The following is a 13,108-nucleotide window of genomic DNA, read 5'->3' as shown; positions in this document are numbered from 1 at the left end:
CCTGCTCCGGCCCACCGGCGACGACGGCGATCACCAGGTCCTCGATCAGCGGGCGACTGTGACCGGGATCACCCGTTCGCCCGGTTGGACCCGAGTAATCCCCCGCCCCAGGAGCACTCTCTCCTCACACAGGCCCGTCCCCCAGCCCAGGAGCCCCCCGATGCGCAGCGCCACCGTCGAGCACACCGTCCACGCCCGCCTGATCCTCTCCGGGCACAGCTCCACCGGTCTGCGCGCGCGGCTGGGCTACCGGGCGGACGACCCCTTCGCCCTCACCATGGCCTTCCCCGCCGAGTACTCGCTGGACGAGCCGCTGGCCCCGCGGCCCGGGGCCGAGGTGGTCTGGGTCTTCGCCCGGCAGCTGCTGGCGTGCGGGCTGGACCTGCCCTCCGGCCTGGGTGACGTGCACGTCCGGCCCTCGCGCGGCGCCTACACGATGGTCGAGCTGCGCGCCCCCGAGGGCCTGGCGCTGCTCCGCTTCGACGCCGCCGACCTGCGGCGCTTCCTGTGGGCCAGCTACCGCTGCGTGCCCGAGGGCGCGGAGGGGCGCCACCTGGACGCCGACCGGGCGCTGGCCGAGCTGCTCCGGTAGGCCCGCGCCAGGGCCGGCCTCACGCCGCTGCCCGATGGCCCGTCAGGTGCGCGTAGACCACCACGTTGCCGCGGTAGCCCTGCCCCTTGCGGTAGCCGCCGCCGCAGGTGATCAGCCGCAACTGCGGGTCGGGGGAGCGGCCGTAGACCCGGTGGTCGGGGAAGGCGCTCTTGTCGTAGACCTCGATGGCGTCGACCATGAACCAGGCGGTGCCGCCGTCGGCCCGCGCGATGTCGATCCGGTCGCCGCGGTGCAGCGCGCCCAGGCCGTAGAAGACCGCCGGACCGCTGGCGGTGTCCACGTGGCCGACCACCAGCGCGGTGCCGCGCTGGCCCGGCGTCACCCCGCCCTGGTACCAGCCGGCCAGGTTGCGCTCGCGGTCCGACGGGGTGGCCAGGTGCCCCCCGCCGTCCAGGCCGACCTTGGTGACCGGGGCGTTCACGCCGATGGCGGGGATGCTGATCCGCACCGGCACCGAGGCCGCCATCGGGGTGCCGCTCAGCGCGGCCGGGCGGATGGCGCCGTCGGCGAACCCCTCGGCGGGAGAGGGAGCGGGCGGTGGCGCCCCGCGGCTGCCGTCCTGCACCAGCCAGGCGCCCACCACCACCATCGCCGCCAGCGCCACCGCCCCCGACCAGGGACTCCTGCGAGCGCTCACGCCGACTCCCGTTCACCGACCGGTCATCACCTGGGCCCAGCCAAGCGGGAGCCTGACGACCCCGCACCGGGTGCGCCGCCGGACGGGTGAGCGGCTGTGCCGCGCCGCAGCGAGCCGACGCTGGGCAGCCGGGGGCGGACCAGGAAGCCCTCGGCCAGCCCGGCCGCCACCGCGATGGTGGGCAACTCGGAGGACTTCTCGTAGAGCACGAAACGCGGCTCCCACTGCGGCTGGTACTTGGCGTTGGCCCGGTAGAGGGACTCCAGCTGCCACCAGCGCGACAGCCCGCGCAGCACCGCGCGGCACAGCCGCAGCACCGGCCCCGCGCCCAGCTTGCCGCCCTGCTCGAAGACGTAGCGGAACATCGCGAAGTTCAGCGAGACCCGGGTGACCGGCAGGGTGCCGGTCGAGGCGCTCAGCAGCAGTTCGGTGACCAGGAACTCGACCAGCCCGTTCGGGGACTCCCGGTCGCGGCGCATCAGGTCCAGCGAGAGGCCGTGCGCGCCCCAGGGCACGAAGCTGAGCAGCGCGCAGGTACGGCCGTTCTCGTCCCGGCACTCGGCCAGCACGCAGTCGCCGTCGGCCGGGTCGCCGAGCCGGCCCAGCGCCATCGAGAAGCCCCGCTCGGTGCGCCCGTGCCGCCAGGCGTCGGCCAGGTGCACCAGGCGGTCGAGCTCCGCCTCGGGGATCTCGCTGTGCCGGCGGACCAGCGCGCGGTAGCCGCCCTTGCGGACCCGGTTGCGGCTCTGGCGCAGGGTGCGCATGCTGCGGCCCTCCAGGCCGAAGTCGGAGACCTGGACGATCGCCTCGTCACCGAACTCCAGCGCCTTGAGGCCGGTGCGCCGGTAGACCGTGGCCGCCTGCTCGCCGGCGCCGGTGACGGCCGGCACCCAGGCGTTGACCCGGGCCAGCTCGCGCCAGCGCCCGATCGCCTGCGGCCAGGCCTCCGGGTCGCCGATCGGGTCGCCGGAGGCCAGTGCCACGCCGTTGACCACCCGGTAGAGCACCGCGGCCTTGCCCGAGGGCGACCAGCAGACCGACTTGTCGCGGCGCAGCGCGAAGTAGCCCAGCGAGTCGCGGGCACCGTGCCGCTCCAGCAGCGCGCGCAGCCGCCGCTCGTCCTCCGGCTCCAGGTGCACCCGCCCGTGCGGGGAGCGGAAGAAGACCCGCAGCACCAGCAGGAAGAGCGCGGCCCCGAGCACGTTGACGGCCAGGTCGGCCCACCGGTCCACCGTGAGCCGGGAGGCGGCCTGGCCGAAGCCCGAGACGGTGAACAGGCGCACCAGCGCGTAGTTGAAGCAGTCGCCCCAGTCGGCCCGGGGCCGGCTGCCCACCCGCACCAGCAGGGCGCCCAACGAGGTGACCAGCACGCCGCCGACCACCAGCACGGTCAGCCCGAGCGCCAGGTTGCCGCGGGCGCCGCGGGCGTGGAAGGCCCGCTTGCCGGCCAGCAGCGCGGCCAGCAGCAGCGCGGTGAGCGCGGCCGAGATCCAGTTGAAGGGGTGCGCGCGGTCCTCCGGCAGCACCGCCAGGGCCAGCGCCGCGACGACCGTGTAGAGCGCGGCCACCGCGGTCGCCACGATCCAGGCCGCCCGCTTGCGGCGGCGCAGCATCACCGCGAGCAGGGCGGCGAAGAGCGCGGCGGTGAACCCGGCGGTGACCAGCACCGGGGTGAAGAGGTCGCCGGTGTTGGCCCGGTCCACCCGCTCGCGGAACGGGGCGACCACCCCGGCCAGCAGGTTGAGCGCGGCGGCGATCCGCAGGTACCACTCGGCGAAGACCGCGCAGCGCCGGCGCCAGGGCGGCAGCGGACGCGGTGGCACCGGTTCGGGCGCGGGCAGCGGTGCGGGCGCGGGCTCCGGTGCGGGCTGCGCGGCGGTGCCCGGTTCGGTGGCGCGCTCGGCGTCCGGCGCGCCGGCCAGCAGGTTGTACGCCCCGACCTTGGCCGCCGTCACCCGCCGGTGCACCCGGGCCTCGCGCCGCTCGGCGCGGGCCATCCGCTTGGGGCGGGTGCGGTAGCGCCAGCGGGCCCACGGGCTGCCCGGCCGGGCCAGCCGGATCGCACCGACCACCGCGAGCAGCGGGATCATCACACCGATGAGCCCGGTCCACAGCTTGCCCTTGAGCAGACTGATCACCACCAGCAGCAGCAGTATCCCGACCGCCGCCAACTGCGCGGGCCCGGGTCGGCCCAGGTAGCCGCCGAACGGCAGCTGGCCCAGCAGCAGCAGCGCGATCAGCGCGACGGCCAGGATCACCGCGTCCACCGACTTGCGGCCCTGCTCCTTCCAGTACACGTCCTCCAGGTGCAGCACCAGCGCGAACTCGTCCAGCACCAGTCCGCAGCCGGCCCCGAACGCGGTGGCCAGCACGTCGCGCGGCCCGGCCTGGGCTCCGTGGTAGGTGAAGCCGCCGATGCCGGCCACCACCATCAGCGCCTGGCCGAAGACCACGTGGTGGATGTGCAGGCCGCCCGGGGTCACGTTGCCGGGCCACCAGGAGGTACCGCGGCGGATCATCCGGGTGCTGAACCGGATGAAGAGGAAGGCGGCCACCAGACCGATCAGCAGCAGGAAGAGCGGCTCCCGCCCAGGTACGACGATGCGCGAGTGGTAGGCGTGCTGCACCGACTCCCACATGGCCCCGCGCTCCTCCCGCCGCACTCCCCGCGGCCCTCGTCCAATCTGATGATCCTCCAACACCCGGCGCACCTCGACACGCCGTGCCGCTCCGTCTAACGGGCGTTCCGCCCGGCGCCATCCCGCGGTCCCGCCCGGTCGCGTGCCATGCTGATGGACAAATCGCCCATAACGGCCTTTCAGCGGACCCTTCGCCACAAATCGTGCGCCGCCGCGCCGTTGGGCCACCGCCGCCGCAACCAGCGCGGCACCGCCCGCCGGCGCAGAGCGGATCTGCTCCGACCGAACCGCCCGAACTGGAGTGATGTATGGACGCCTTGTCCCGCCGGACCCTGCTCGCCGCAGGTGCAGCCGGCGCCGCGACGGTGGCCGCCGGCTGCGCCCGCCCCGGCAGCTCCGGCAAGGCCGACGCCGCGGGTCCCGCCGGCGCCGCGCCGGTCCCGAGCAGCGCCTCCGCCTCGGCCTCCCCCGCCGACCCCAGCACCCCGGCCAAGCCCCCCACCACCCTGATCGGCGACGGCTCCACCGCCGACACCGGCCCCCAGCCGGGGCAGCCGCAGCCGGTCGCGCTGGAGCTGGGCGAGCGGCCCCCGCAGTTCGTGGTCTTCTCCTGGGACGGCGCGGGCGAGCTGGACGACCGGCTCTTCTCCCGCTTCCGGCAGCTGGCCAAGGACCACGACGCCTCGATGACCTTCTTCCTCAGCGGGATCTACACCCTGCCGGAGGCCAAGAAGGACCTCTACCACCCGCCGCAGCACCACGTCGGCGCCTCCGACATCGGCTACCTGAGCGACCAGCACATCCACGACACGCTTCTCCAGATCAGCTCCGCCTGGCTTGAGGGCCACGAGATCGGCACCCACTTCAACGGGCACTTCTGCGGCGCCAACGGGGGCGGCAAGTGGTCCCCCGACGACTGGGACAGCGAGATCGAGCAGGCGATGTCCTTCGTCATGAACTGGAAGACCAACACCGGCTTCACCGACCTGCCCGCGCTGCCCTTCGACTACCGCAAGGAGCTGATCGGCGGCCGCACCCCGTGCCTGGAGGGCCAGCGCGGACTGCTGCCGACCGCGGCGGCACGCGGCTGGAAGTACGACACCAGCGGCCCCGGCGGGCTCCAGGTCTGGCCGCAGAAGATCCAGGGCGGCGCGCTGTGGGACATGCCGCTCCAGTCGATCCCCTTCCCCGGGCACACCTTCCAGGTGCTCTCGATGGACTACAACATCATGTTCAACCAGTCCGGCGACAACACCAAGGGCAACCCGGCGATGCGCGCCGCCTGGCAGCAGCAGGCCCGCGACTCCTACCTGGCCGGCTTCGAGCGGGCCTACAGCAGCAACCGGGCCCCGATGTACATCGGCAACCACTTCGAGCAGTGGAACGGCGGCATCTACATGAACGCGGTGGAGGAGGTGCTGCGGACCGTCGCGGAGCGGCCCGAGGTGCGCCTGGTCTCCTTCCGTCAGCTGGTCCAGTGGCTGGAGGCGCAGGATCCGGCGGTGCTGCGCAAGCTGCAGTCGCTGTCGGTCGGCGAGGCGCCGGCGGGCGGCTGGTCGAGCTTCCTGGGCGCCACTCGCTGACCCCGTTTGGCGCTACCCCGGGTGAGCCGGCATCACCCCAGGTAGCCGCTGGTTTTCGGCCCCGCGGAGCGGTTCGGTGCGGATGCGCACGACCGCCGGGAACCGTCCCCTGGATGCCAGGACACGGTCTTGCCTACTCCCTCGCGGGGCCACCCCCGCGGCCGCGTCCCCGGAGATGCACCATGCGCGCTCGTCACTTCGCCGCCACCGGGCTCCTGGCCCTGGCCCTCGGCCTCAGCGGCGCCGGCCCCGCGGCCGCCGCCAACCCGGTCATCATCGAGCCGGACCCGGTCACCCCCGGCAGCCAGTTCGCGGTCTTCGACGGAGGCAACTGCGACAGCGCCGGCGGCCAGGCCGTCTTCCACTCGCGGGAGGGCCAGGGCAGCCCCGGCGAGGACATCCCCACCGTCAAGCTCGGCTCGCTGCGCGGCCTGATGGGCGCCATGGCCACCGTGCCCGAGCGCGCCAGGCCCGGCGTCTACGACGTGACCATCCAGTGCACCACGGTCACCAAGACCCAGGTGACCAGCACCTTCACGGTGCACCAGCCCGGCCACCAGGACCAGCAGACGCAGCCCCAGCAGCAGACCCAGCCCGAGCACCAGACCCAGCCGGACCACCAGCAGTCCGGCCGCCCCGAGCAGCCCGGGCAGCCCGGCGAGCCGGGCCCCAAGGGCCCCACGCACGCGGGGCTGGGCGGCAGCGCCGACCCCGATGTGCCCGAGACGGTGGCCGGCGCGACCCTGCTGGCCACGGCGGGCGCCGCCGCCTACCACCAGCTGCGCGGCCGCCGCTCCTCCTGACCCGGCAGGGGTGCCCGGCGCAGCGGACGCCGCGCCGGGTGGCCCGCAGGCCCTCAGCCGCGCGGCCGCACCCGCCCCGACAGGGCAGCGCCGAGCAGCGCGACCGCCGTCATCGTCAGGAAGATCGCGGCGAACCCGGCCCGCGCGCCGCCACCCTCGCCGGCAGCGTCCGCCGCGGCCACCGCACCGCCGCCGAGCGCGGCGAAGAGCACCCCGGCCAGGCCGACCAGCAGGACGTTGCCGAGCGCGTCGGACATCTGCAGCGAGGCCGAGTTGCTGCCCGCCGCCTGTGGCGGCGAGAGCTTCATCATCAGCACGCTGATGGTGGAGACCGACAGGCCCATCCCGATGCCGCCGAAGGCCCAGGCCGCGGCGGCGGTCCAGGTCGGCGCGGCCGGGATCAGCACCAGGGCGGCGCCGGCGATCGCCAGCGCGGTGAGCAGGAAGCCGAGGCGGATCAGCCGCTCGCGGTACCGCTCGGCGCCGGGACGGCCCTGCAGCCAGGAGCCCAGCGCCCAGGAGAGCCCGCCGCTGGTCAGGGTCAGCCCGGCCAGGGTGGGCGAGAGGTGACGCTGGGTGACCATCATCAGCGGGATGAACGCCTCGGCGGCGAAGAACGCCCCGGCCGCCACACCGCGCAGCAGGATCAGCGTCGGCAGACCGCGCCCGGCCCGCAGCGTGCCGGGCGGCAGCAGCCGCAGCACGGCCGGCACCAGCAGCCCGGCGCCCGCGGCGGCCGGCACCAGCCCGAGCAGGTCCAGCCGCTCACCCGCGTACTGCAGCAGCCCGGCGCCGAGCGCGGCCATCGCGGCGAGCGCGATCCGCCGCCGGTTCAGCGCGCCGCCGGGTGCCGGCGGTTGCTGCCGCTCGGCCCGGCGCAGCGCCGGGCCCATCACCGCCAGCGGCAGCACCACCAGGGCCGGGACGGCCAGGAAGACCCAGCGCCACCCCAGGTGCTGGGTGACCGCCCCCGAGACCACCGGGCCGACGATCGAGGGCAGCACCCAGGCGGCCGAGAAGGCCGCGAACACGGCGGGCCGCAGCCGCTCGGGGAAGGCCCGCCCCACCACCACGTAGAGCGCGACGATGACCAGCCCGCCGCCCAGCCCCTGGATCGCCCGGCCGCCGACGAAGAGCCACATGCTGCCCGCGGTGCCCGCCACCACCAGGCCGCCCGCGAACACCCCGATCCCCGCGAAGAGCGGCAGCACCGGCCCGCGCCGGTCGCACCACTCCCCCGACAGCACCATGGCGAAGAGGGTGCTGGTGAAGTAGCCGGAGAAGGCGAACGCGTAGAGGCCGAGCCCGTGCAGCTGGCGGGCCGCCACCGGCATCGCGGTGTTGACCGCCGTCGCCTCGAAGGCGAGCAGCAGCACGACCGAGACGATCCCCAGGGTGAGCGCCCGGTAGTGGGGGCCCAGCACCCCTTGGGCGCCGTCGTCCGCCGGGCGGGACGGCGTCGTCGAGGTCTGCGTGGCTGTGGTCATGACTGCCATGGTAAGTGCCGTCGGGCCAGTTGACTCCTGACCTGCGGTCCCGAACGCCCTCCACCGCTGGTCCTAGGACTTCATGCGGCCGTCACATTCGGCTATTGACGCCCCCGCCCCCGGAGCGCCAAACTGAATTCAGAAAGCACGACGGAAAGCCGATGACGAGAGGAGCCCGCGATGACCGCCACGATCACCCGCCCCGCCCTCTCCTGTTGTCGCCCCTGCCACAGCTGACCCGGCGGGCGCTCAGCGCCCATCGCCCGGCCGTGTGCCCGAATGGTTCAGGGAGCCGTCTGCAAAGCGGCGTACGCGGGTTCGATTCCCGCCATGGCCTCCACGACATGTCCTCCGGAATTCCGGTCGGTGAGCGATTCGCCGACCGGAATTCCGGCATTTCCGGAAGCGGTCCGGCGTGGCGCGTTCAGGAGGCGATCGGGTGCCGGGGAATTCCGGTCGCGGACCGGGAGCACCGGACCCGGGAATTCCCCTGGCGGGAATTCCCGGGCGACGGTCAGCCGGCCAGGACCACCGCGTCCTCCGGCAGGATCGGCAGCCGGCCGATCGGGAGGTTGGTGGCCGCGCGGACCGCGGCGGCGACGGCGGCGGGGGCGACCACGGCAGGAGCGGCGCTGACCGCCTTCGCGCCGAAGGTGGCGACCACGTCGCGCTCCTCCAGCAGCGCGGCGATCCGCACCTCGGGGGTGTCCAGCGCGGTGGGCAGGCGGTAGCCGGTCAGCGAGGGGTTGACCAGCAGGCCGCCGGTGCTGCGCAGGTCCTCCAGCAGGGCCAGGCCCACACCCTGGGCCACCCCCGCCTCGATCCGGTCCTCGATCTGGCCCGGGTTGAGCGCCCGGCCCACGTCCTGGGCGACCGTGACGTCGACCACCCGGACCGCGCCGAGCTCGATGTCCACGTCCACCACCGCGCGCATCGCGCAGAAGGCGATCGAGACGAAGGCGTCGCCCTGTCCGTTCTCGTCCAGCGGCTCGGTGGGGTGCGGGCGGCACTGGGCGGTAGCCCAGAGCTCCTTGCCCTCCAGCGCCTCGGTGACCGGCATGCCGAGCACGCCGTCGTAGGAGGTGATCTTGCCGTCGGCGATCGAGAGCAGCTCGACCGACATGCCGAAGTCGGCGGCGATCGGCGCCAGCAACTGGTGGCGCACCATCAGCGCGGCCTTCTCCACCGCCCCGCCGGAGACCCAGGTGTGCCGGCCGCGGGCCGAGGGGCCGGCGATCGACTGGTCGCTGTCCGCCGGGGCGACGTAGACCTCGGAGACGCCGAGCACCGACTGCACGATCTGCCGGGCCAGCGTGGCGAAGCCCTGTCCCGCGTCCACCGCCGCGCAGATCACCGTGGCGTGGTCGCCGCTGACCCGCACGGTCGCGGTGGAGACCTCGTCCGTGCCCTCGGCGCCGAGCATGTGCGCCATGCCCACCGCGTAGCCGATGCCGCGGCGCACCGCCGACGGGTCGCCCGCGCCGCCGGGGCCGCCGGGCAGCAGCCACTCGGTGTCGGGCTCGTCCAGCGGCAGGGCGGGCAGCGGCACCTCGGCCACCGCGTCCAGCAGCGCGGCCACCGGGGCCGGGCAGGTGACGGCCTGTCCGGTGGGCAGCGCGTCACCGGTGGCCAGCACGTTGCGGCGGCGGATCTCCAGCGGCGTGAGGCCCAGCCGCGCGGCCAGCAGGTCCAGCTGCGACTCGTGCGCGAAGCAGGACTGCAGCGAGCCCTCGCCGCGCAGCCGGCCGGCCGGAGGGTTGTTGGTGCGCACCGCCCAGGCGTCCACGAAGACGTTCGGGCAGACGTAGGGGCCCACCGAGAAGGCGGTGGCGGCGGCCAGCACCTCGGCCGAGACGTCCGCGTAGGCGCCGCCGTCCAGCAGGATCTGCGCCTCGACCTTGACCAGCCTGCCCTGCGCGTCGGCGTGGTGGCGGTACCTCAGCAGCGCCGGGTGCCGGGCCGCGTGGGTCTGGAAGGACTCCTCGCGGGTGAGCGTCATCTTGACCGGGCGGCCGGTGCGCAGCGCCAGCAGCGCCAGCGTGGTCTGGAAGGAGCGGTCCTCGCGGTCGGCGGTGGCGCCGGGCACCCCGGTGACCACCAGCCGCACCCGGTCCGGCTCCAGGCCCAGGCAGGCGGCGGTGCGCTCGCGGTCGCCGTGCGGGTCGGTGGAGGAGAGGTGCAGCTCCACGCCGCCGTCCGGGCGCGGCACGGCCAGGCCCGCCTCGGCGCCGATCGGCGCCGGGTCCTGGCGGCCGACCTGGTAGAGGCCCTCGACCACCACCTCGCCGACCACCTCCGGGTCGCCGGTGCGCAGCGGCAGGTGCCGCAGCAGGTTGCCGTCCGGGTGCAGGGCCGGGCCGTGGAAGGCCTGCTCGGGGTCGGTGAGCGCGTCGAGCAGCTGGTACTCGACGGCGATCGAGGCGGCGGCCAGCCGCGCGGTGTCGGGGTGGTCGGCGGCCACGGCGGCCACCGGCTCGCCCTGATGGCGCACCACCTCGGCGGCCAGCACCGGGCGGTCGCTCGGCAGGGTGGGCGCGGGCAGGTCGGCGGCGGTGAGCACGGCGTGCACGCCGGGGATCGCCAGGGCGGCCGAGGTGTCGACCGAGACGATCCGGGCGTGCGGGTGCGGCGAGCGCAGCACGGCGCCCCAGAGCAGCCCCTCGGCCCACAGGTCGGCGGCGTACGGGTAGATGCCGAGCGCCTTGGGCAGCGCGTCGGTGCGCAGCGGCGAGCTGCCCAGGCCGAACGGGCGCTCGGTGGGCTCGGCGGCGGTGGCCGCGCCGGCGGGGGTGCCGGTGGCGGCGGTCGGGTCGGTGGGCGCGCTCATGCGTGGTCGTCCTCGGGCAGGAGGAGGCCGTGGGCGGGGGTGCCCGCCTCGGGCGGGCCGGGGTCGGTCTCGTAGACCGTGCCGTCGAAGGTGCCCTCGAAGGCGCCGTCGAACGGGGTGGCCGGGGCCGGGATCCCGTGCGCGGGGGTGCCCTGGTAGCCGACGGACTCGTAGCCGGTGCCCGGGTAGGGCGCGGCGGCGTACGGCCCGGCGGCGTAGGGCGGCGCGGCCGGGTAGTCGGTGCCGTGCGCCGGGGTCGCGTCGTACGGGACGCCGTGCGCGGGCGTCGGCTCGTACGGCGTGCCGTGCGCCGGGGTGCCCTCGAACGGTGCGCCCGGCGCGGCGGTGCCGTGCGCGGGGGTGGGCTCGTAGCTCGCGCCCGCGTCGTAGACCGTGCCAGGGCCGTAGGCGGTCGGGTCGTAGCCGTGGTAGCCCTGGGCCGGGATCGCCCCGAGGCCGGTGCCCGCGGCGGTCACCCCGGGCTGCTCGGCGGCGGACCGGGCGGGCGGCACGGGGTCGGCGCTGATCCAACCGCTGTCGGCACCGAAGAGCGGGACCTCGCCGGTGGTCGCCGTCGCGGTCCAGGCGTCCTGGTAGACCGGCGGGTCCAGCGGCTCGGCGGCCCGCGCGCCGACCGGCGGCGGGAGCTGGGCGGCCGCCTCCCGCGAGGACGGGTCCGTCCCGGTGGCCGGGGCCGACGCGGTGGCTGACGCCGTGGTCGATGCGGCGGCCGACGCGGCCTCGGCGGCCTGCTCCGCCTCCAGCAGTGCCGTCCCGCGCGCGTCCGCGACCGTCTGCACGGCCGCCAGTACGCTGCGGTACCCGGTGCAGCGGCAGAGGTTGCCGCAGAGCGCCTGACGGGCCTCCACCTCGCTGGGCCGGTGGTTGCGCTGCAGCAGGTCGTGCACCGCCATCGCCATGCCGGGGGTGCAGTACCCGCACTGCACCGCGCCCGAGTCGGCGAGCGCCTGCTGCACGTCGCTGGCCGCGCCGCCGGCCGACAGGCCCTCCACGGTGCTGATCTCGCTGTCCGCCGCGAGCGCGGCCGGCACCAGGCAGCCGGCCACCAGTTGGCCGTCCACCTGCACCGAGCAGGCCCCGCACTCGCCCTGCTCGCAGCCGTTCTTGGCGCCGGCCAGGCCGAGCCGCTCGCGCAGCACGTAGAGCAGGCTCTCGCCGATCCAGGCGTCGGTGACCGGCCGTTCGAAGCCGTTCACCCGCAGCGTGTAGGACGCGGTGGGGCGTCCGTCGCCACCCAGCTGGACGGGGTGGTTCGTCGGTTCGTGCGCCATGTCGGCGGTCACCTCGGCCGTCACTTCAGTGCCCTTCCCAGTGCCCGGCGGGCCAGCACCGCCACGGTACGCCGTAGCCGCACGGCCGCCGCCGTCGGCCCCTCGGACAGCAGTGCCGACGAGGCGTCAGCCCCGTAGCCGTCGGGCACGCACGCGCTCGCCACGTACTCGCCGAAGGCGGCCGCGGCAGCCGGATCGATCGACTGCGCGCCCTCCTCGCCGCGGGCGTCCCAGTCGACGCAGCCCGCCACCCAGGCCTCGGCCTCCAGCGGCCGCAGCGGCACCGGCGCCACCGCGCCGACCGCGCAGCGCACCGCGCGCCGGGCCGGGTCGAGCACCAGCGCGACCGACGCGGTGGCGCGCGAGGGGCCGCTGCGTCCGGTGGCCTTGAGGAAGACCTGCGGGGCGTGCAGCAGCGGGACCCGCACCCAGGTGAGCAGTTCGCCCGGGCGCATCGGGTCGATGCCGGTGAGCAGGTGGCTGACCGGGACCTCGCGGGTGGCACTTTCACCGGCCCGCGGGGCCCGGGCCAGGGTGACCACGGCCTCCAGCGCGGCGAGCACCGGCAGGGTGTCGCCGGTGGCGGCCGCGGTGGCGATGTTGCCGCCCAGCGTGCCGACGTTGCGGGTCTGCGGCGGGCCCGCGGTGCGGGCGGCGTCGGCCAGCGCCGGGATCAGCGCGGCGAAGTCGGGGCGGTCCATCCGGGCCAGCGTCAGGCCCGCGCCGAGCACGGCGGTGCCGCCGTCCTCGTAGCGCCAGCCGCGCAGTTCGGTGATCCGGCCCAGGCCCACCAGCGCGCCGGGGCGCAGCCGTCCGGCGTTGACGGCCTCCATGAGGTCGGTCCCGCCGGCCACCGGGACGGCGGCGGGACTGGCACCCAGAGCCTCGACGGCCTCGTCGAGGGAGGTCGGCAGCATGATCGTCCGGTTCACCAGGATCCCACCGTGCTCCAGTCTTTCGGGCTGTTGCCGGACCCCGGCCCGGGACCGTGCTCAGCCGCTCTGCGACCGGCGCCAGGCCGGCCCGTTCCTCACCACCGCGGGTCCGCGGTGCCGCCCGTAGCGTACGGGCCGGGGCCGCCGAACTGAAGCAGCCCACCGGGTCGGGCAACTCTGGCACATCGAGCACCGTGATCACCCTCGGGGTCCCGGACGATCCGGTCGCTTTTCGGGCAGATCCCCCACAAATGAGACCGGATGTTCACCTGCTTTTGACGCCGCGGGCCAA

8 protein-coding genes, 1 tRNA gene and 1 pseudogene are annotated in these 13,108 nt (G+C 75.2%); 4 read left to right on the top strand and 6 right to left on the bottom strand.

The annotated features are described in order from the left end of the window. Positions 1-160: 160 nt before the first annotated feature. Positions 161-592 carry an SsgA family sporulation/cell division regulator gene (locus tag OG455_RS25085; protein ID WP_266297291.1) on the top strand — a complete coding sequence of 144 codons (432 nt, stop codon included), beginning with the start codon at positions 161-163 and terminating at the stop codon, positions 590-592. A 19-nt stretch (positions 593-611) separates the two neighbouring features. Here OG455_RS25085 and OG455_RS25080 read toward each other — a convergent pair whose 3' ends face one another. Beyond that, positions 612-1,250, bottom strand: a complete 639-nt coding sequence (locus tag OG455_RS25080; protein WP_323185569.1) for a class F sortase — start codon at positions 1,248-1,250, stop codon at positions 612-614. A gap of 26 nt (positions 1,251-1,276) precedes the next feature. Continuing rightward, the gene (locus OG455_RS25075; protein ID WP_266297289.1) at positions 1,277-3,889 is read right to left on the bottom strand and encodes a phosphatidylglycerol lysyltransferase domain-containing protein; all 2,613 of its coding nucleotides are present in this window, start codon (positions 3,887-3,889) and stop codon (positions 1,277-1,279) included. A gap of 308 nt (positions 3,890-4,197) precedes the next feature. On the opposite strand from OG455_RS25075, the gene OG455_RS25070 reads away from it, so the two are divergent. Beyond that, positions 4,198-5,472, top strand: coding sequence for a hypothetical protein (locus tag OG455_RS25070; protein WP_266297287.1), 1,275 nt, complete (start codon positions 4,198-4,200; stop codon positions 5,470-5,472). A 182-nt stretch (positions 5,473-5,654) separates the two neighbouring features. Continuing rightward, entirely contained in the window at positions 5,655-6,275 is a 621-nt protein-coding gene (locus OG455_RS25065; protein ID WP_266297286.1) for a hypothetical protein, read from the top strand. 53 nt (positions 6,276-6,328) lie between these two features. Here OG455_RS25065 and OG455_RS25060 read toward each other — a convergent pair whose 3' ends face one another. Then, positions 6,329-7,762 carry an MFS transporter gene (locus tag OG455_RS25060; RefSeq protein ID WP_266297285.1) on the bottom strand — a complete coding sequence of 478 codons (1,434 nt, stop codon included), beginning with the start codon at positions 7,760-7,762 and terminating at the stop codon, positions 6,329-6,331. Positions 7,763-8,027: 265 nt separating this feature from the next. Here OG455_RS25060 and OG455_RS25055 point away from each other — a divergent pair. Beyond that, a tRNA-Cys gene (locus OG455_RS25055) sits at positions 8,028-8,102 on the top strand. A 174-nt stretch (positions 8,103-8,276) separates the two neighbouring features. Here the strand turns inward: OG455_RS25055 and OG455_RS25050 are convergent. From OG455_RS25050 to OG455_RS25040, 3 genes and pseudogenes are all read right to left on the bottom strand, one after another. Next, on the bottom strand, positions 8,277-10,589 hold the full coding sequence (locus tag OG455_RS25050; protein WP_266297284.1) for a xanthine dehydrogenase family protein molybdopterin-binding subunit: 2,313 nt from the start codon (positions 10,587-10,589) through the stop codon (positions 8,277-8,279). A 788-nt stretch (positions 10,590-11,377) separates the two neighbouring features. Next, positions 11,378-11,824, bottom strand: a pseudogene (locus OG455_RS25045) ((2Fe-2S)-binding protein); the annotation flags it as partial. 77 nt (positions 11,825-11,901) lie between these two features. Further along, positions 11,902-12,798: a xanthine dehydrogenase family protein subunit M gene (locus tag OG455_RS25040; protein WP_266300946.1), complete on the bottom strand. Its 897-nt coding sequence runs from the start codon at positions 12,796-12,798 to the stop codon at positions 11,902-11,904. Positions 12,799-13,108 lie beyond the last annotated feature (310 nt).

Source organism: Kitasatospora sp. NBC_01287, assembly GCF_026340565.1.
Lineage (GTDB): Bacteria > Actinomycetota > Actinomycetes > Streptomycetales > Streptomycetaceae > Kitasatospora.
Note: the sequence above shows the minus strand (reverse complement) of the source record. Positions and strands in the feature narration are given on the sequence as shown.